Raw genomic sequence first — 19,615 nt, forward strand, 5'->3', positions numbered from 1 at the left:
CCGCACGCCTCGATGGCCTGACGCGCCTCACCTGCGCGCGCGCCTCGGTCAGCCGAGGACGTGCACGCGGATCGAGTTGGTGCTCCCGGAGACCCCGATGGGCGCGCCGAAGACGAGCACCACACGCTCGCCAGGGGACGCGAGCCCGGTCGCGAGCAGGTCCCCCGTGCACCAGTCGACGAGCTTGTCGGTGTCGCTGAGCGCAGGGCATTTCCGTGGGATCACGCCCCAATACAGCGCCATGCGCCTGCGGGTCTTCTCGTTGGGCGAGAACGCGACGATCGGCATCGCCGGGCGGGCGAGGCTCACGTTGAGCGCCGACGAGCCCGTCTCGGTGAACGCCACGAGGAAGCGCGCGCCAATCTCCTTTGCGGTGTTCACGGCCCCGCGCGCCACGGCCTCCGGGACGCTCGTCGCGCGGGAGGTGTAGGGCTGGTGTTCGAAGAACGGCGAGGTCTCCGCCTCCGTCGCGAGGCGGCTCATCATCGATGCGGCGAGGGTGGGGTGGTCGCCGGTGGCCGTCTCGCCGGAGAGCATGATGGCGTCGGTGCCCGCGAAGACCGCGTTGGCCACGTCGCTCGCCTCGGCGCGGGTTGGACGCGTCGCCTTCGTCATCGACTGGAGCATCTCCGTGGCGACGATCACCGGGCGCCGGACCCGTCGCGCCACCATGAGGATCTGGCGTTGGATCACGGGCACCCGCTCGGGCGGGAACTCGACGCCGAGATCGCCGCGCGCCACCATCACGCCGTCGGAGGCCGCCACGACGCTCTCCAGGTTCTCCACCGCGTCGGGCGTCTCGATCTTCGCGATGATGGGCGTCGGCTTGTTGTACGCCTCACAGATGTCCCGCACGAGGCGGAGGTCGTCCGCGCGGCGCACGAAGGAGAGCGCCACGTAGTCGACGCCGTTCGAGAGCCCGAAGTCGAGGTCCTCCTTGTCCTTTTCGGTCAGCGCGGAGACCCGCATCGTCTTGCTCGGCAAATGCACGCCGACGTGGTTGCGCATTCCGCCTCCCTGCTCCACGAACACCCGGACGCGGTCGCCCTCTATCGCGCGGACATCGAGCGTCATTCGCCCGTCGTCGAACAAGATTTTGTCGCCCACGCGCACGTCGCCCGCGAGGCCCTCGTAGTTGATCGGGACCACCCGCTCGTCGGCCGAGTAGTCGCCCTCCACGAGCGTCGCCTCGACGCCGGTGGGCAGCGTGAACGAGGCCGCGAAGTTGCCGGTGCGGATCTTGGGGCCGCAGAGGTCCTGCAGCGCGCCGACCGCCTTTCGCGAGAGCTCGCTCGCCTGGCGCAGCCGGTCGAGGCGCATCTTGTGCTCCTCGTGGGTGCCGTGGGAGAAGTTGAAGCGCGCCACGTCCATGCCCGCGTCGATGAGCGCGCGCAGCCCGTCCACGGTGTCGCACGCCGGGCCGAGGGTGCAGAGCAGCTTCGCGCGTCGGATGACCATGGCCCGCACCATGCCACCTCTCTCTGGCGTGACGACGGAAATAAATCGCGCGCGTGGTATGAACGCACCGTGTCAACGACGCGCGACGAGCGGGGCCGGCTGCTGTTGGGGGGCGTGGTCCTCGAGGAGCTCGCGAGGAGCGCGGAGGTAGGGACTCCGGCCTACGTCTACGATCTCGACGCGATGGACGCCGATGCGCGCGCGCTCACCGAGGCCTTCGAGGGCGCGCCACACCTCGTGGCCTACGCCGTGAAGGCGAACAGCGCGGCGCCCATCGTGCGGAGCTTCGCGAAGCTCGGCCTCGGCGCGGACGTGGTGAGCGGGGGCGAGCTGTTGCTCGCGCTCGGGGCAGGGATCCCAGCGGACCGCGTGGTGATGAGCGGCGTCGCGAAGAGCGACGAGGAGCTCGACCTGGCGCTCGGGGCAGGCGATAGGGGCATCCTCGCGGTGCAGCTCGAGAGCGTCGAGGAGATCGCGAGGGTGGCCGCGCGCGCGCGCGCGCTGGGCCGCGTCGCGCGGGTGTCTCTGCGGGTGAACCCGGGGCTCGACCCCGACGAGATCGCCACCCACGCCAACATCGCGACGGGGCACGACGAGGCGAAGTTTGGCGTACCCCTCGCGCGTTTCGGCGAGGCCCTGGCGGCCGTCGCGGCGCGCCCGGAGCTCGATCTCTTTGGATTGTCGAGCCACGTGGGCTCCCAGTTCGTCTCGACCGACGCCTACGAGCGCGGCGCCGAGGTGCTGTTTGGGCTCGCGCGCCAGGCCCTCGCGAGGGGCGCGCGTCTCCGCACCCTCGACACCGGCGGCGGCTTCGGGATCGACTACGGGGCGGGCTGTCCCGTGCGCCCCGCCGACTTCGTGCGGCGGACCCGCGCACGCGCGCGCGCCCACGGGCTCGAGCACCTCACCCACGTGGTCGAGCCCGGTCGGAGCCTCGTCGGTGCCCACGGCGTGCTCATCGCTTCGGTGCTCCAGCGCAAGACCGACGCGCCCCGTGACGACGAGGGCTTCGAGGGCGGCGGGCGAGACATCGCCGGCGCGCGGCGCTGGCTCATGATCGACGCTGGCATGAACGACCTCATGCGCCCGGCGCTCTACCAGGCCAACCACCGGGTCGCCCCGCTCGGCGCGCCGGGGGGGCCGACTCGCGCCGTCCGCGTCGTCGGGCCGGTGTGCGAGAGCTCGGACGACTTCGGATTCCACGCCCTCCCTACGAGGGCCACGGGGGAGCTCGAGGGGGCGCGCGCCGCGGTCGCGCTCCTCGACGCGGGCGCGTACGGCTTCAGCATGGCGAGCCGCTACAATGGGCGCCCGCTCGCGGCCGAGGTCTTCGTGCGCGGGGGTCGTGTCGTGGCATTGAGAGAGCGCGCGCCGCTCGCGGCGTGGGCGGCCGAGGCGCTCGCGCTCCGTGAGGAGTGAGCGCTGCAGAGCGCTGATATTGCTAAGGTTTGTCTTGCTTCTGCAGCCGCGCCGACGACTTCGTCCGCGGCGCGACGGGCGGGGGCGCCGCGGTGCGGGCGCGCACGACGATCCCGTCGGCGAGCACCTCTACGCCGACCGAGCGGCAGCGCCGGGCGACGCGATCGAGGTCGATCCCTGGCTGCACGAGCAGCCCGCCTCGCGGTGAAGGATCCACGAAGAGGTCTTGGGTGGCCTTCGCCCGGAGGAGCAGCTCCCGCACCTCTCCGTCTTCGAGCCAGAGGAACCCGCTCGCGCCGGTGAAGGTGGCCCTGCCCAGCACGAGGCTCGCGGCCTCGAGCGTGCGCGAGAGCGACTCGGGCAGGGGCGCCAGCGCCTCGATGCGCTGCCTGAGCACGTCGGCCTCGACGCCCGCGGCGAGGGCCCGCGCGAGGGTCTGCGGCGCCACGAGCAGGTCGAGGGTGGCGCCGACTCGCCCCACCTCGACGAAGCTCGCGGCACAGAGCACCGCCGCGACGCGCGCGCGCGGGCCGAGCCGGAGCACGTGGGTGTCGAGGAACTTGGACCGCGGCTCGTCGCCCTGGACCGCTCCGCCCGAGAGCAGCGCGCGCCCCCGCGGGGTGATGCGAAGCGAGAGGCGCCCCTCGTCCTCGTCGCCGAGGTCGAGCACGCCGAGCGCAGGCAGGCTCTCGATGAGGACCCGATGGGCCGCCGCCCGAGGCGCCGTCGGCTCGATGCCCACCCGCTCGCACCAACGGCGAAAGAGCCGCACCAGCCCGGGCACGCTGTGATCGTTGTCGAAGTAGCTCGTCACGGCGTCGAGCGGGAGCCAGTCAGAGCCCAGGTCGCGCAGCGCCTCGAGCACGATCTGCCGCACGACGCCGACCGGGCTCCCGTCGCGGGCCTCGGGGCCGATTCGTAGCTGTTCGGCGTCTGGTCGCGCCTCGTCCCACGCGCCGCCGCGGAGCCAGGCCTGGAAGAGCGCGGGCGCGAGCTCGCCCAGCCGGTGGGCCCCCGGCGGGCTGGCCGCGGAGAGGGCGCCCACGTCCCATAGTCCGATGGCGCGGGAGAGCGCCACGAGCATGGCCACCTGGCCCGGCTCTCGCCCGAAGCGGAGGGCGAGCTTCTGCACGAGCGACTTCGGCGTCCCGAGCGTGGGCTTGATCTCGGACCCAGGTTCGCGGACCGCGAGGGCGAGGCCCAGCGCGAGGGCCCCCGGGTCTTCGCTGAAGCGCGCGCGCCGCGGCGCATGATCCCCGCCGAGCACGAAGCTCCGCAGGTCGCGCCGGCGTCGCTCGCGGCCTTCGTGCTGGGACGCGCCGATGATCCGCGCGATCTCGCTGGGAACGATGTGTCGATTCGGGTGCACGGGCAGCAGGAAGCCGCGGCGCTCGAGCGAGAACCCCACGCCTCGCCGGGTCTGTGTGGGGCCCTGGGCCGTGCGCATGCGGAGCGGCTCTCGCTCGATCTCGAGCAGCTCGTCGGTCTCGACCTCGCCACCCTGCTGCTCGATCGCCTCGAGGGCCGCGCGCTCCGTCGGCGCGAGCCGCGCCAGCTCCTCCGCGAGGCGCTCCGGCTCGCTGAGGCACTCCCACGCCGCCTCCAGCGACAACGACACCGGCGGGGTCGCGGGTCGCCCCAGATAGTGCGCGGCGACGGCGCTCGCGGTCTCGAATGGGGCCTGCGCGAGCAGCGCCCGGAGCCCGCGTGGGTCCTCGCCTTCCCAGGAGCGGAGCTGGATGAGATAGGCGGTCGGCAAGATGAGCTCGATCGCGCCCTTCTTTCCGCGCGCGAAGACCAGGCCGCGCGCCGCGAGCGGCTCGAGCGCGGCGGGGATCGCCGTCACGAAGAGCACGCCGTTGGCCTCCGCGACGCGGTGGAGCAGCTCGATGCTCGACGGGGGCAGTCGGCTCGGATCGCGCAGATCGGGGAGCTGCACCAGGGCCCGCGCCACTTGGGCGGGCACGTCCAGACGCTTGGCCGGGTCGATGCGAACGCCCAGCCTAAGGATGAGGTTGTCGAGCTCGGCTTTGGGGAGCGCCCCGAGGACGTCGGTCAGCCGAAGTGGCGCAGAGGCGGATTCCGGGGGAGCGCGCACGGAGCGAAGTGTAGCTCAAGTTAGCGACTCTCGCGCGAAATCCCGTGCTGGCGGGGGTGCCGCGTTCGGTCGGCGGCGCGCTTTTCTCGTTCCGGTGAGGCCACAATCTCCGTAGCCTCTGCGCGTGGGCAGACCGCGAACGCGCGCGCGCACGGCGCAGGACGGGAACGACGGGGAGGAGCGGGAGCGCGGGGAGCGAGCGCTCGGCGCCGCGACCCCTCACGTGGCGCGTTCGGAGGTTCGGCTCTGTTGGCCTGGCCGTGACGACGGCGCGCGGGCCGAGGCGCCGCCCGCCGACCTCCACGTCGTCGAACGACACCGCGAGGCGCCGGACGTGCGGCTCGCCCACGGGGACGCCCTCGCGCTCGCGGGCGCGCTCACGCGCGAGGGGCTCGCGGGCCGTGTAGACCTCGTGTACCTCGATCCGCCCTATTTTTCCGACGCGGACTACTCCCTCGAGGCTCGTCTCGACGGCACGGCGGACGGCCGCACGCGGCGCGCGCCGGCCTACGGCGACCGGTGGGCCCGCGGCGGCCCAGCGGGCTCGGGCGGGCTCGCGGCGTATCTCGGCATGCTCGCGCCGCGCCTCGAGGCGCTCGCCGCCCTCCTCGCGCCTACCGGCACCTTCTGGGTGCATCTCGACTGGCGGGCGTCCTACCTCGTGCGCGTGCTCCTGGACGAGATCTTCGGTAAAGACGCGTTCCTCAATGAAATCGTATGGAAGCGCGCCCCTAATCTCGGGCGTCAGGCGGCGAGCGGCCAGTTCGGTCGAACCCTGGACACCCTCGTTGTCTATGGGGGTCCCGACGCGCGGCTCGTACCGCCGACGCGGCCCGAGCCGATCGCGCGGGGCGCGGTGCGCTTCGACGCCGAGGGCCGCGCGTTCACCACGGCGCCGCGAGGCGACTACACCGACGCCTCCGTGGAGCGGCTCGAGGCCGAGGGGCGAATCTTCCGCGCACCCTCGGGCAAGGTCTACGTGAAGTACTTCCTCCAGGGCGACGAGGAGACCGGGTACGTCCGCGAGCGACGCGTCGACGCGCTCTGGAACGACATCCCGCCGCTCCGTCACGCCGCCGCGTCCGAGCGGACCGGCTACCCCACGCAGAAGCCGGTCGCCCTCCTCGAGCGCGTACTGCTCTCCGGATCCCCGCCCGGGGGCCTGGTGGTCGACGCGTTCGCCGGTAGCGGTACGACCGGGGAGGCGGCGCTTCGCACCGGCCGTCGCGCGATCCTCGGCGATGGGGGCGCGGTGGCGATCGCGACGGCGCGGGCGCGCCTGCTGCGCGCGGGCGCTCGCCTCGAGGTCTCACGCGACGCGGCGCTGCCCGCGATGGATGCCCTCCCGGTCGTCGCGACGGCCGAGCGAGGCGCGCGCGGCGAGGCCATCGTTCGCCTCGTCGAGCCCGAGGAGCCGCTCGCCTGGGCCATCGATCCGGCGCCCACGGCGCTCTTCCCGTTCTCGCCGACGTGGCACTCCGAGCGCTCGCTCGGCAAGCGGGTCACGCCCGCTGCGCGCGAGACCACGGTCGCGTGGGCGGGCGGTCCATTGGCGGTGCAGGTCTACGCCGACGACGGCCGCGTCGGGCACGCGCGGCTCGAGGTGCGACGATGATACTCCGCGATCCGGTCCACGGCCTCGTCGCGTTCGAGACCGACGAGGAGCGCATCGTCGAGGAGCTGATGGACACCGCGGAGGTGCAGCGGCTCCGGCGTATCCGGCAGCTCGGCGTCGCGTCGATGGCGTTCCCCGGCGGTGAGCACACGCGCTTCGCGCACGCCGTGGGCACGGCGTACGTCATGAAGCAGCTGCTCGTGCGCCTGCGGCGCATCCACGAGGAGCTCCCGTACTGGCAGCGAATCACGACCGACCTTGGCCGCGATGCGCTCGCCGCGGCCCTCCTCCACGACGTGGGTCACGGCCCGCTCTCGCACCTGTTCGAGGACGCGATCCCCGGCTGCACGAACCACGAGGTGTGGACCGAGCGCATCGTGATGGCGCCCGAGACCGACGTCCACCGCGTGCTCGCCCGCCATGATCCGGGCATGCCCGCGCGCGTGGCGGCCCTCGTGCGCGGCGAGCATCCGCTCGGCTACTTGGCCAAGGCCGTCAGCGGCACGCTCGACGTCGACCGCTGCGACTACCTGCTCCGCGACGCTCACGCGACGGGGGTGCGCTATGGGCTCTATGACCTCGACTGGCTGCTCCGGAGCCTGCGCTTTGCGCCCTCGCCAGCGGACGGCTCCGCCCCGAGGCTCGCGGTCGATGGCGCGAAGGGGCTGCCCGCGATAGAGGCGTTTATCCTCGCGAGACTGTTCATGTTTCAGCAAGTGTATTTGCACAAGGCCACCCGCTCGGCCGAGTGGATGATCCGCGCGATCCTCGCTCGCGCGAGCGCCCTCGTCGCCGACGGCGTGCGCCTCCCGGGCACGCCCCGCGCGATCGCGCTCTCGGCGAGCGGCGCGCCGCCTTCTCTCGACGACTACCTTGCCCTCGACGACGGCGTGCTGTGGGTGGCGCTCCAAGCGTGGGAGGAGGCCGACGATCCGCCGCTCGCGGATCTCTGCCGCCGGGTGCGCCGCCGGCGCCTCCACAAGACCATCGAGCTGTTCGGCGAGCAGGCGCTGCCGGGCGCGCGCGAGGAGGCCCTCGAGATCGCTCGCGGCATCGCGGTGGCGCGGGGCTTCGATCCGAGCGTCCATGTGGGCCTCGACTCGGCGACCGTCACGCCGTTCGGCGGTGAGGCGGAGCCGCTTCGCGTGGTCTTCGCGAAGGGGCCGGCGCGCCCCCTCTCCGAGGTGTCCTTCCTGCTCGCCCGCCTCGCCGGTCAGGTGCTGGAGCGCGTGCGCATCGTGCTCGCCCCCGAGCTCCGGAGCGAGGTCACGCAGGCGCTGGGGCTCGCGTGAGCGCACTGCGCGCGCGTGCGCGCCGTCTCACCGCAGTCGCCGTCGTGCTCGGGCTGGCGGGGGCGTCGCGCGTCGCCCACGCTGGCGGCGACACGAGCTACGGGCGCGTCGAGGGCGACCTCGAGCTCGCGCCGGGCGCTGGGGTCACGGTCGCGTCGTACGGGGTACGGCCGACGCTCGACCTGCGAGCGCGGTACCTCAGTATGGCCGGCGTCTTCGTGACGTACGAGGACTCGTTGCAGCGCGCGGCCGACCCCGCTCGGCAGGTCGCGACCGGGGTCGAGCTTCGACCGCTGTTCGTCGTTCGCTGGCTTCAGGGGCTGGAGAGCGGGAGCCCCACGCTCGACCTGCTCGTCGACTCGTTCGGCCTTGAGCTCGGCGCCTTCTTCGCGCAGCCGCCCGCGGCCGGGTTCGGCGCGCGAATGGGAGTCCAAGCGAGCCTCGGGCTCGAGCTCCCGCTGTTCGCCCACGCCGAGGGCCTCTTTCTCACCGCGCACGGGGGTGCGCCTCTCAGACCGCTGGGTGTCGGAGGCGTCGTTCGCAGGGCCCGAGCGCGAGCGCGCGGCGTTCCTCACGCTCGGCCTCGCGTGGCACGAGATCGCCTTCGCCGGGATCCTGCGATGAAGCGCTCCTGGAGGTCGTCGCCGCTGCTCGAGGTCGCCCTCGCGGCCCTCTCCGAGTACGCGCCCGACGCGCTCGTCCGACGCGCGCTCGCGCGGCCGCGAGGCGCCGTCGCCGGGGACGGCCCGGTGGTGGTCGTGGCCGTGGGGAAGGCGGCCACCCCGATGGCCGAGGCGGCCCTCGACGCGCTCGGCACACGAGTACGCCGCGCTCTCGTCGTGCACCCCGAGGGCGCGAGGGGGCCCGTCGCGCGCCGCGGGCTCACCGTGTGCGCGGCTCCTCACCCCGTTCCCGACGCGCGCAGCGTCGACGCCGCGGAGCGCGCGCTCCGCCTGGTGGCGGGCGCGAAGTGCCCCGTGCTCGTGCTCCTGTCCGGCGGGGCCTCGTCGCTCCTCGCGGCCCCCGCGCAGGGGCTGTCGTTCCAGCAGAAGCGCACCGTGGTGGCGTCGCTGCTCTCGTCGGGCGCGCCCATCACGGACATCAACCTCGTGCGGCGCCACCTCTCGCGCGTCAAAGGGGGCGGGCTCCTGCGCGCCGCCTATCCGTCCCCCGTCCACACGCTCATCGTGTCCGACGTGATCGGGGGCCGAAGGACCGACGTGGGCTCGGGGCCTTCGCTCCCGTCCCCCGCCGGTCTCCGCGCCGCCCAGCGAGCCATCGCGCGGTGGCTCGGCTCGTGGCCGGGAGGCATCCCACTCTCGGCCTGCGTGGGCCCGCGCGACCGCGAGGCGGCCCTCGCCACATCTGAGCTCCTGCTGTCGCCGGAGCTCTTCGCGCGCCGGGTCGCCACGCGGCTCACGCAGCGCTTGGCCCCTTCGCAGCTGACGGTGGGCGACCCCCTCGTGGGCGATGTCGACGAGGCGGCGGCTTGGCTCACCACGGCGTCGCGCGCCCTCGAGCGCGGCGAGGTGAGGGTGTTCCCGAGCGAGTGCACTCTGCGCCTGCCCCAGCTCGCGTCGCAGCGGGGCCGAGGCGGCCGGGCCTCTCACCTGGCCGCCAGGGTTGGCCCGCGACTGCCCGCCGGAGTCTCCCTGCTGTGCCTCGCGACGGACGGCGTCGACGGCGCGAGCGGCCACGCGGGCGCGTGGGTGCGACGCGAAGACTTCCCCTCGGCGCCTCGCGTGCGAGCGGCCCTCCGGGCCTTCGACACTGGCGCTCTCCACGAGGCGCTCGGCACCTCGGTGGCCGTGCCCAAGGGCCACAACCTGGCCGACCTCGTGGTGCTCGCGCGCGATCCTGCGCGGTGATCACGCGTCCCGGCGTCGACCTCGAATGGCCACAAAACACCCGCGCCTCGGACGTGAGCCCGAGGCGAGGCGAGGGAACCGGCGAGCAACGCTACTTTTTCGGAGCCTGCATCACCATCAAGTGGAACTTCGCGAACTCGGCCTGGCCGAGCGTGAAGAGCACCTCGACCAACAAGCGGTACGGGGTGTCCTTGTCGACGATGAGGATGGCTTCGCTGGAGCTCGCGTCCTTGCCGGTCGCGAGGCGAATCTGGCGGTCTCGCTCGCGCCACTGCTGGAGCGAGGCCGCGAGCGGCTGAATGAACAGGTCGTTCGGCCCGTTCCGCTTGTAGCGCGCCTCGACGCCGTGGGTGGCGTCCGCCGGCACCTTGCAGACCTCAGCGTCGTCGACGATGATCGAGGACTTCGAGACCAGCACGGCGAGGCCGTCTTGCGAGGCCTCCGTCGTGAGGAGGCTGTTCGGCATCGTCAGGTCTTGCGACTTCGGGAGCGACGCCGACTGCGAGCTCATGCTCTTCAACAAGAAGACGAGGATGATCGTCATCATGTCCAACATCGCGGTGATGTTGAGGAAGTTGATCTCTGGCTCGGCGGAGTTCTTCCGGATCGCTTTGCGGAGCTCGCGCTTGTAGGTCGCCATGCTGGCGGCCTTCTGCGGCACCAGCACGGGTCGGGCGGCGGGGGCTTGATTGGCCATCGAGTCCTTACCTTGCCAAGCCGAAGTTGATCTCGGGGAACAACTTCATGGTCTTGGTGGGGTCCTGCGGGTTGGGCGCATCACGGAGGTAGTCGATGGCGCCGATGACCGTCTGGTAGGGGATGTTGGGGTTCGCGCTGACGGTCACTTGCTCTTCGTTCGCGAAGTCCGGAGACGAGGCCTTCAGCTTCGCCGCGCACGAGCGCAGCCCGTCGTAGTCGTACTCGCTGCCCTTCTTCGGGATGGCGATGCCAGGCCCCGTGTCGGCGCAGCCAGGGGCCACGTTGCCGCCCGCGGCCTTGATGCTGAACCCCTCGTTCACGATGATGACCGTGAGGCTCAGGGTCTTCGTCGTTGGCGCTCGCGCCCCGCCTCCCGCGCGCGGCGGATAGCTGTCGATAGTCGCGGTGAACGTCACGGAGATCGTCGCGAGCACGAACATGAGAACGTTCGTGACGATGTCGAGGAACGGGACGATGTTGAGCTCGCCACCCTCTTCGTCAGGAGCAAGCTCCTTCGGTTGAGAGAGGCGGCGCACCTTCGCACGCTGCGACGCGCTTAGCTTTTCGGGGACCTCCGCCATGGTGGGCCTCGGTCAGTAGTTCCCAGAGCGGGTCTGGATCGTGAGCAGGTTGAACACGCGCTCTTGGGTCGCCTCGAGGTCGTGCGTGATGTTCTTCGCGCGCTGGTGGAGCACCAGGTGCGCGATCATGCACGTGACCGCGATGCCGAGGCCCATCGCCGTGTTGTACATGGCCTCCGCGATGCCGTTCGCGAGGACGCGCTGGCGATCGGCGGCGGACAGGTTGGGATCGGCGACGGCGGCGAACGTGTGGATGAGGCCAACGACGGTGCCGAGCAGACCGATGAGGGTCGCGATGTTGGCCAGCGACCAGAGAGAGCCGATGCGCTTCTCCACCGCGGGCTTCAGGTCGCTGATCTTCTCGCTCATCGCCGCGTCGATCTCGTCCGGACCCTTGCTCGCGCTGGTCAGGCCGGCCTTCACGAGCTGCAGCGTCGGGAAATCGCCCGCGTCGCAGAGCTTGATCGCGCGATCGATATTGCCCGCGGTGACGAGCTTCTTGATCTGCGCGAAGAACTCCTTGGAGTTGACCCGGTACTTACCGAGCTGGAACACGGCGCGCTCGACGACGACCGCGAGCACGATGGCGCTCACCACCAGGTTGAACGACAGGAAGACGGGGTTCTCTTTGAACGCCTCCATCAAGCCGCCGCTGCCCGATGCTGCGGCCTTACCTTCACTCAGAAGGACAACGAACATCCCCGATGCTCCTTTCTATACCTTCGCGCGTCGCGCCGACGGCTCCGTGCCGTAGGACAGCCTCAGCGCAGACTCGCGAACCAACATACCGAATCGCCGAAGCGAAACCACGGAAACCTACGACACCACGGACCGTGAACGACCGCGCTCACGCCCTAATCTTCGCGACGATACAAGGCTTGGATCGGCGAAGTCAACGCCTCAGCAAACGAAAAGCCCGCTCCTCCCCAAACGCTCGCGCCCTCCGGGTGGGGCCGCTCTGATGGGGCCGACGACCTCTCGCGGAGCGGGGCCCGACGGCCCGAGGCGCCGGTCCTTCAACCTGACGCGGCGCCCCCGCCGCGACGTCGCTGGACGTCCATTCAGCATGAGCGCTGTAATTTTTCGCCCCCCCTCGAAGACGGCATGTACCTGATATTTTTCCAAAGTTCTGTTTGACGGGAGGCGTCCTAGCGGCAATTCTGCGCGCCTCCCGACCAATGTGTGTCTCACCCAACGTGAGGCTTGCGTCGTGTCGGGGGGTTCAGATATCGTCCGCGCGCCGGACGCTACCGAAGTACGCGTGGTCGTTCTAGCAGGTCGAACCAGTGAGTCGCGCCGCAGTGTCGCGCTCAAGCAACGGCGGTCGCCGCCCCGAGTGGAGGATTCAGATGGCTGGCATGTGGAAGCACTTTCAAGAGGGCGGGAAGATGATGTGGGTCATCCTCTTCTGGTCCATGGTGACGATCGGCATCATCATCGAGCGCGCCATCTATTTGTATGGATCGTCCATCAACAAGGACGTCTTCCTCGCCACGATGCAGAAGTGCATCCTCGCGGGTGACGTGGCGAAGGCCGTCAAGATGTGCTCGGCCGCGAACGCGCCCCTCGCGCGCATCGTCCAGGCGGGTCTCGTCAAGGTGAACCGCCCCGACGAAGAGGTCCAGGCCGCGATGGACGAGGCCGCCCTCCGCGAGATCCCCAAGATCGCGAAGCGCACCGGCTACCTCGCTCTCATGGCGAACCTCTCGATGCTCACGGGCCTCCTCGGCACCGTCGCCGGCCTCATCACGAGCTTCGGCGCCGTCTCCGGCGAGAGCGTGGACCCGAGCCAGAAGGCCCGCATCCTCGCGGAAGGCATCAGCGAGGCCATGAACTGCACCGCGTTCGGCCTCATCGTCGCCCTCATGGGCCTCATCGGGTTCGCCGTGCTCAACGGCAAGACCCAGCAGCTCGAGGACGACATCAACGAGGCGAGCGTCCAGGTGCTCAACCTCGTGGTCACGAACCGCCAGAAGGTCAACCTCAGCGCGTGAGCGCCGAGGCGCGTCGTCTCGACGCGGAGTTTCGTAGCCAGGCCAGCTGGTGAGCCGGGGGTCCGCGGGGTGTCCGCGGGCCTTCGCCTCGAACTCGAATCGGTGGAGAAGTTATCATGGCAGGCGTAGACGTAGGCGGTGGGGGCGGAAAAGGCCGACGAGCGATGGACTCGGAGGTCAACATGATTCCGTTCATCGACCTCTTGATGGTCACGATTTCATTCCTCCTCATCACGGCCGTCTGGTCGCAGATGGCGCGCTTGAACGCGGACGCGCAGGTGCCCGGCCCGCCGCGACCGGACGAGCAAGTGACCGTCGAGCCCGAGAAGCAGCTCCACGTTCATATGAACGACCCGAACAACTTCAAGCTCGTGTGGAAGCAGGGCGGCACGGTGGTGAACACCACCGACGTGCCCCGCAAGGACAACGTCCAGAAGGAAGGCTCCACCAAGGTGGTCCGCTATCCCGAGCTGGCGGCGAAGATCGAGGCCGAGTGGAAGACCACCGGCACGCACCGCGAGGGCTCGGACAAGAAGTTCGACCAGGCCGTGCTGCACACCGACAACGAGACCCAGTACGTCTACCTCGTTGGCGCCATCGACGCGATTTACAAGGCGAAGCGCGACTACACCGTTGGCGGCAAGGCCGAGAAGGTGCCCGCGTTCAACGTCACGTTCGCGGTGAACTGAGGAGACTGGCATGACCATCGCACAACCAGGCCGACGCCTGATGCACTTCATCCCCCTCAAGTTCGTCCAGCACAAGGTGACGGGCGGGGGCAAGCGCTCGATCGCGGCGGCGCTGTCGCTCACGAGCATGATCGACTTCCTCGTGGTCACCGTCGTCTTCCTCCTCATGACGTTCTCCGCGTCGGGCGAGACCACGGTCGCGAAGGGCGTCACGCTGCCCAAGGCGGAGAACACGCTCGACATGATCGACGCGCCGCTCGTCGCGATCGCCGGAAGCCAGATCCTGGTCGACGGCAACCTCGCGGGGAACACCCGCGCGATCGAGGACTCCAAGCGCCTCCAACGCATCGACGAGCTCTTCAACGTGCTGAAGGGCAAGCGCGAGCTCTGGAAACAGCTCCACCCGAACAAGGAGTTCCCGGGCGTGGTCGTCCTCCAGATCGACCAGGATGTGCCCGCCATCGTCGTGAAGAGCGTCTTCCAGACGGCGGCCTTCTCGGGCTACCCAAACGTGAGCTTCATGGTGAACATGATCCCGAAGGAGAAGTAGTCGGCGGGCGCCCTCGCTGGCGCCCTCGACCAGGCAGCCGCTCGGTCTCCCGGGCGGCTGTTTCTGTTTGGAGCGGCGCCCGCCGTGGGCGCCCCTCCCCCGCGGCGCGGCATGGAGGCGTGATGGTAGAGCGCGGACTCAAATCGGTCGCGGTCATGCGCGAGGAGCGCATGGCTCGCAAGTTCGGGAAGCCCACGTCGGCCTTCTTCCTGCTCGTCGGCGGCGGGGTCCTCGCGGTCATCATCGCCGCGTACCTCACCTCGAACCGCGAGCTCGACGCGGCGCGCAGTGACCTGCTGAGCAAGCAGCGCGCGGCCGCCGTGACCGTCGGCAAGGAGTGGGGCCCGGTGCGCGACCTCGTCGAGGGCATCGCGCTCGAGAACGCGCGGGAGCCGTACGCCGGTGACCTCGTGAAGCCCGAGGCCGCGACGTGGGACTTCCGCGCCCTCCCGGGCATCTACCTTCGCCTTCGCCTCGCCCAGGCGGCCGACGCGGCGACGCTGCGCCGCGCCGCCGAGGACTCCCAGAAGGATGGCTTCTCCGCTTGCCTCCTGAAGGGCGGCCGGGCGCCGAGCGCGGACGCGGGCGCCGCCGAGGACAGACCTTGGAACCTGCGTCAGGCGTACGCGGCGGCGCGGGTGCTCGAGGACCGCTGGGTGTCCGAGGTGAAGTCCGCGGACAACGAGATGCGCCTCCGCGTGTTCCGCCAGCAGTACGAGAAGGCCCAGAACACCGAGCTGCCGCTCGCGATCGAGATCGTGAGGCGGGCCCATTTCTTCCTCTTGGTCCTCGACGAGGACACGCCGGAGGCGAAGGCCGAGGCCGACGGCGGGGTCCCCACGGTCGAGCAGCTGCAGACCACGTCCCACCCCGCGCGCGTCGTGCTCGTGAGCTTGAAGACGCGAGAGGTGCTCGCGCGCCTCCGCCGCACCGCCGAGGGGCGGTTCTTCATGGCCGGAGAGCACGCCATGACCGACCCCGAGACCCGCGCGGCGATGCAGCGGCAGGTGAACAACTGCGCGCTGGCGCAGGCGGTCTGGGGCGAGCTGAAGAAGCCCTGACCTTGCGTCGGCCGCGTCGCTGGCGCCCGCGTGCGCCCTCCCGCGCCCGGTGGTGAAGCCCGAGTCGAGGGCTTACATGAGCCCGCCCGTGGTGGCGTGGCGCCGGATCGACACGTTCATCAGCAGGCCGAGCGACATCATGATGGTGAGCACGCTCGAGCCGCCGGCGGAGAAGAGCGGGAGGGTCACGCCGACGACCGGGAGGAGGCCCGTCACCATCCCGAGGTTGAAGACCGCGTGCCAGAAAATGAGCGCGCCGCACCCGATCGCGAGCACCGCGCCGAAGCGGTCTTTCGCCGACGAGGCCACTCGGATCGCCCACAGCACGAGGAAGGCGTAGAGGAACACCAAGAAGACGCCGCCCAGGAAGCCCCAGTCCTCCGCGTACACGGCGAAGGGGAAATCGGAGTGCTGGTCGGGTAGGAAGTGAAACTGGTTCTGGGTGCCCTTCATGAAGCCCTGCCCCGTGACGCCGCCCGCGCCGATGGCCACGCGCGCGTGGTGGGCGTGCCAGCCCGAGCCGAGCAGGTTCTCCTCGGGGTTCAAGAACGTGGTGATGCGCTTCTTCTGGTAGTCCTTCATGCCGTACGCCCACGCGAGGGGGAGCGCGACGCCGACCCCGAGCACGAGCTGCACGACGCTCCGCCACTTGATGCGGGTGAGCAGGCAGATGGTCGTGAAGATGAGCCCGTGAATGAGCGCGGTGCCGAGATCGGGCTGCTTCAGCACGAGCAGCGTCGGCACGGCGGCGATGAGCGCCGGCACGAGGAGATCTCCCAGCGTCCGCCCCTCGCTCTTGGGGTCGTCGTGAAGGTACTTCGCGAGCGCGATGATGAGGAAGATCTTCGTGAACTCGCTCGGCTGGAAGCTGAAGCTCCCAATGTTTATCCATCGCGAGCTCCCGCGGATGTCCTTCCCGAGGATGAACACGAGCAGCAGCAGCACGATGCCGAGGGCGTAGAGCAGGTAGCCGAGGCGCTCGTAGTGGCGGTAGTCCACGACGCAAACGATCGTCGCGAAGATGCCGCCGAGCACGAGCCAATAGATCTGCTGTATGTAGATGTCCGAGAGCGCGGCGCGCGCGGCGCTCGTGGCCGAGTAGAGGTTGATGACGCCGACCACGGCGAGCATCGAGCTCGCCAGGAAGAGCGTCCAGTCGAAGTGCTCGCGCGCTTGCGCCGACCCTCGGTTCGACAGGCCCCAGTCTCGCATCATGGCGCTGTCCCTCCGGTCGTGCGGGTGGTGGTGGCGGTGGTGGTGGCGGTGGTGGTGGTGGTGGTGGTGGGTGGTGGTGGTGGCGGTGGTGGTGGTGGTGGTGGTGGTGGTGGTGGTGGTGGCGGTGTCGCTCACGGTGGCGCCTCGTCCGGCGGGAGCACCGTCGGCACCACCGGGGTGGGGGGCGGGAGCGGATCGGCCGGGTCTTCCTGCGCGGGCGCCGGCGAGGGCAGGTCCGGCGTGAGCGGCTGGGTCGGTGCGGCGGCGGGGCGCGGCTTCGGCGGCGCGGGTCCGACGAGCGCAGGCTTGCCCGAACGGAGCGCGCGCAGCCGGGTGTACTCGCGGACCACCTTCACGGCGATGGGGGCGGCGATCGTGGGGCCCGAGCCGCCGTGCTCGACGAGCACGATGACCGCGACCTCCGGCGACTTGTAGGGCGCGAACGAGGCGAACCACGCGTGGTCCTTCGCGAGGAACCAGGCCTTCTTCGCGTCGTCCTTGCCCGTCGCCACGTACCCGGTCTGCGCCGTGCCGGTCTTGCCGGCCATGTCGAGCGACGTGTCGCGCACGGGGAACGCGGTGCCGTGCTCCTCGTTGACGACCGCGTAGAGCGCCTCGGTCACGCGCTTGAGGTTCGCCGGCGTGACGCGCGCGCGCTGCCGCACACGCGGCGGGAAGTCTTGGAGCACCGCCCCCTCGGACGACTCGATCGCGCGGACGGCCTGGGGCGTGTAGACCGTGCCTCCGTTCGCGATCGCCGCGTAGGCGAGCCCGAGCTGCAGCGGCGTCACGGTGGTCGCGCCCTGGCCGATCGCCGAGTTGAGCGTGTAGCCGATCCGGAACTGCCCGTGGTAGCGCAGCGCGTACCATGACCGCGTAGGCACGCGGCCTTGGGCCTCCGGGTTGATGCCGAGGCCGGTCTTCTGCCCGAGGCCGAACTCCGCGCCGATGTGCGCGAGCCGATCGATGCCGACCGTCTCGCCCAGCTTGTAGAAGTAGACGTTGCACGACTGGGCGATGGCCCCGTGCATGTTCACGCGCCCGTGGACGTGCGAGCAGCGGAAGACGCGGCGGCCGTAGAGCAGGAAGCCGTCGCAGCGCTCGCTCTCGGCCGGGTTCACGAGCTTGGCCTCCAGCGCGGCGAGCGCGGAGAAGGGCTTGAACGTGGACCCTGGTTGGAAGGCGCCGCTCATGGTCTTGTCGAGCATGGGGCGCAGCGAGTCGTTGTAGAGCTTGTTGAACGTCTCGCGGACGCGCTCGCGACCCGCGCCGCCGGAGAGATCGTTCGGATCGAAGTCGGGCTTCGAGTACATCGCGAGCAGTCGGCCTGTCCGGACGTCGACCACCACGACCGCGCCGGAGACCTCGTTGCGCATGGCCTTCTCGATGCCCAGCATGAGCTCCATGTCGATCGTGAGCCGTAGGTCCCGGCCGGCGAGGGGCTCTTGACGCTTCGGCGCGTCGAGCAGGCGCTCGGCGTCTGGGCCCGTTCGGTAGCGACCGCGGGCGTCGACGACGCGCTTCTCCCAGCCACGCTGGCCGCGCAGATAGGCCTCCCAGCTGCGCTCGATGCCCGTGGCGCCGAGCGTGTCGCCGGGCGCGTAACCGAGCGGGTTCACCTTCGCGCGGTCCTCCGCGCTCATCGACTTGTAGTCGTCCGGCCGGAACTTCGAGAGCGTCTCCGCGTCGACCTGGGCCACGTAGCCGAGCAGGTGCGAGCCTAGGTTCTTGTAGGGGTAGAGGCGCACCGGCGCGCTCAGCACGCTGCTGCCGACGAGCTCCCACGCGTGCTGCTTCATCTCTGCGACGATGTCGCGCGGCACGTCCTCGCGTACGAGGATGCTGTGCCAGCAAGGGGACTTGTCCTCGTCGGTCTTGCACGCCTCACGGATGCGCGCGGTGAGGCGCGCGCGCTCGTCGGGGTTCAGCCGGAGCGTGTCGGCGATGAGGGGGAACGAGTCGCGCTCGTCTTTCCCCCAGCGCCGCGGTGGCCGGGCGCTCGGCATCACCCGGCCGGGCACGATGTAGACGTTGAACGCGCCCCGGCTCGACGCGAGCACGCGCCCGAAGGCGTCGCGCACGACGCCTCGGGTGGTCGGGAGCGTAACTCTCCGGATGACGTTCTCGTGGGCGCGCGCCGCGTAGTCGCCGCCCTCGATCACCTGGAGCTGGAAGAGCCGCACGGCGATGGTCAGGAACGCCAGGAACGCGAACAGTGCCATGTACTGGTAACGTTTGCGAAATTCGCCGACGTCCGAGCGCGGTACGAGGCGATCGCTCATGGCGGAGCGCCCTCTCGCAGGGCGTTCTGCGTGCCCACGTGGATGCGCTGCGCGAGCCGGAAGACGATCGGCGCCGTCATGCTGGTCGCGAGCACGTGCGGCAGCGCCATCGGCGCGATCATGCGCGGCATCCAGCCGTCGCGCTCCTTCCAGAAGATGGCCACGAGAATGACGACCATCACCGAGTGGACGAGCGAGAACACGAGCGCGAGCACCACCTGCATCCACCGCGTCTGCGCGGCGAAGCGCACTCCCGCGGCGCGCGCTAGCACGAAGGTCGCCACGTAGGTGAAGGTGTAGAGCCCCACGGGCGCGATGCCGACGAGGTCGGTGAAGTACCCGAGCGCGAAGGCGACCGCCGCGCCGCGGGCCAGCGAGTACTCGTGGACGCCCATGTAGATCACGAGCGGCAGCATTTGTTCCGCACGAAAGCCAGGCAGTACCTCGTGATCGGAGAGGTGCAGCCACAAGAGGAGCGACGAGAGCACCCGCTCCGCCACCACGATCGCGCGGAAGAGGTTCGACTGCAGGAGGAGCAGGCCGAGACCCGCGCCGAAGAACGCCGTAAACCTCACGGCTTCGCCTTCCCCTTCGGCGCCTTGTCCGCCTTCTCCTCGTCGTCCGGTGGCGTGACGAGGATGAGCACGGCGTCGAGCCGCGAGAAGTTCACGGTGGGCTGGGCCTCGATCTCCTGGTCGCGCCCGGGCTCGCGCTTGACGACCCTTGTCACCTTCGCCACGGGCAGGCCCTTGGGGAACCACTTGCCCTTGCCGCTCGTGACCAGGAGATCGCCC

The 19,615-nt window shown here is 70.3% G+C and carries 17 protein-coding genes; 8 read left to right on the top strand and 9 right to left on the bottom strand.

All coding sequences use genetic code 11. The features are described 5' to 3' along the window. Positions 1–48 precede the first annotated feature (48 nt). On the bottom strand, positions 49–1,458 hold the full coding sequence (gene pyk / locus IPQ09_25965; protein ID MBL0197599.1) for a pyruvate kinase: 1,410 nt from the start codon (positions 1,456–1,458) through the stop codon (positions 49–51). A 69-nt stretch (positions 1,459–1,527) separates the two neighbouring features. Between pyk and lysA the strand changes: the two genes are divergently transcribed. Then, entirely contained in the window at positions 1,528–2,877 is a 1,350-nt protein-coding gene (gene lysA / locus IPQ09_25970) for a diaminopimelate decarboxylase (GenBank protein MBL0197600.1), read from the top strand. Positions 2,878–2,899: 22 nt separating this feature from the next. On the opposite strand, the gene IPQ09_25975 is transcribed toward lysA, so the two are convergent. Next, a complete protein-coding gene (locus IPQ09_25975) occupies positions 2,900–4,975 on the bottom strand; it encodes a hypothetical protein (protein ID MBL0197601.1) in 2,076 nt (691 codons plus the stop codon). A gap of 124 nt (positions 4,976–5,099) precedes the next feature. On the opposite strand from IPQ09_25975, the gene IPQ09_25980 reads away from it, so the two are divergent. From IPQ09_25980 to IPQ09_25990, 3 genes are read left to right on the top strand one after another with little or no spacing between them, the layout of a single operon-like run. After that, positions 5,100–6,590, top strand: coding sequence for a site-specific DNA-methyltransferase (locus IPQ09_25980; protein ID MBL0197602.1), 1,491 nt, complete (start codon positions 5,100–5,102; stop codon positions 6,588–6,590). Beyond that, a complete protein-coding gene (locus IPQ09_25985; GenBank protein ID MBL0197603.1) occupies positions 6,587–7,882 on the top strand; it encodes an HD domain-containing protein in 1,296 nt (431 codons plus the stop codon). Before IPQ09_25980 ends, IPQ09_25985 begins: the two co-directional genes overlap by 4 nt. Then, positions 7,879–9,750, top strand: a complete 1,872-nt coding sequence (locus tag IPQ09_25990) for a glycerate kinase (GenBank protein MBL0197604.1) — start codon at positions 7,879–7,881, stop codon at positions 9,748–9,750. Before IPQ09_25985 ends, IPQ09_25990 begins: the two co-directional genes overlap by 4 nt. A gap of 91 nt (positions 9,751–9,841) precedes the next feature. Here IPQ09_25990 and IPQ09_25995 read toward each other — a convergent pair whose 3' ends face one another. From IPQ09_25995 to IPQ09_26005, 3 genes are read right to left on the bottom strand one after another with little or no spacing between them, the layout of a single operon-like run. Continuing rightward, complete coding sequence (locus IPQ09_25995) at positions 9,842–10,447, bottom strand: biopolymer transporter ExbD (GenBank protein ID MBL0197605.1); 606 nt, start codon at positions 10,445–10,447, stop codon at positions 9,842–9,844. A 7-nt stretch (positions 10,448–10,454) separates the two neighbouring features. Then, positions 10,455–11,030, bottom strand: coding sequence for a biopolymer transporter ExbD (locus IPQ09_26000; protein MBL0197606.1), 576 nt, complete (start codon positions 11,028–11,030; stop codon positions 10,455–10,457). Between the two features lie 12 nt (positions 11,031–11,042). Continuing rightward, entirely contained in the window at positions 11,043–11,675 is a 633-nt protein-coding gene (locus IPQ09_26005; protein MBL0197607.1) for a MotA/TolQ/ExbB proton channel family protein, read from the bottom strand. Between the two features lie 704 nt (positions 11,676–12,379). On the opposite strand from IPQ09_26005, the gene IPQ09_26010 reads away from it, so the two are divergent. The 4 genes from IPQ09_26010 (at position 12,380) to IPQ09_26025 (ending at position 15,324) form a co-directional block, all read left to right on the top strand. Beyond that, on the top strand, positions 12,380–13,024 hold the full coding sequence (locus tag IPQ09_26010; protein ID MBL0197608.1) for a MotA/TolQ/ExbB proton channel family protein: 645 nt from the start codon (positions 12,380–12,382) through the stop codon (positions 13,022–13,024). A gap of 116 nt (positions 13,025–13,140) precedes the next feature. Beyond that, complete coding sequence (locus IPQ09_26015; GenBank protein ID MBL0197609.1) at positions 13,141–13,713, top strand: biopolymer transporter ExbD; 573 nt, start codon at positions 13,141–13,143, stop codon at positions 13,711–13,713. Positions 13,714–13,753: 40 nt separating this feature from the next. Continuing rightward, entirely contained in the window at positions 13,754–14,263 is a 510-nt protein-coding gene (locus IPQ09_26020; GenBank protein MBL0197610.1) for a biopolymer transporter ExbD, read from the top strand. Positions 14,264–14,433: 170 nt separating this feature from the next. After that, positions 14,434–15,324: a hypothetical protein gene (locus IPQ09_26025; GenBank protein ID MBL0197611.1), complete on the top strand. Its 891-nt coding sequence runs from the start codon at positions 14,434–14,436 to the stop codon at positions 15,322–15,324. 72 nt (positions 15,325–15,396) lie between these two features. Here IPQ09_26025 and rodA read toward each other — a convergent pair whose 3' ends face one another. The 4 genes from rodA to IPQ09_26045 form a co-directional block, all read right to left on the bottom strand. Next, positions 15,397–16,539 (bottom strand): rod shape-determining protein RodA, encoded by a 1,143-nt coding sequence (rodA, locus tag IPQ09_26030; GenBank protein ID MBL0197612.1) that lies wholly within the window; start codon positions 16,537–16,539, stop codon positions 15,397–15,399. A 131-nt stretch (positions 16,540–16,670) separates the two neighbouring features. Further along, positions 16,671–18,821: a penicillin-binding protein 2 gene (gene mrdA, locus IPQ09_26035; GenBank protein ID MBL0197613.1), complete on the bottom strand. Its 2,151-nt coding sequence runs from the start codon at positions 18,819–18,821 to the stop codon at positions 16,671–16,673. Continuing rightward, positions 18,818–19,396: a hypothetical protein gene (locus IPQ09_26040; protein MBL0197614.1), complete on the bottom strand. Its 579-nt coding sequence runs from the start codon at positions 19,394–19,396 to the stop codon at positions 18,818–18,820. The genes mrdA and IPQ09_26040 overlap by 4 nt, the downstream gene beginning before the upstream one ends. Further along, positions 19,393–19,615 (bottom strand): rod shape-determining protein MreC (locus IPQ09_26045; GenBank protein ID MBL0197615.1); only part of this gene is annotated, 223 nt, incomplete at its 5' end. The genes IPQ09_26040 and IPQ09_26045, both read right to left, overlap by 4 nt.

The sequence above is a fragment of the Myxococcales bacterium genome (assembly GCA_016720545.1).
GTDB lineage: Bacteria > Myxococcota_A > Polyangia > Polyangiales > Polyangiaceae > JAAFHV01.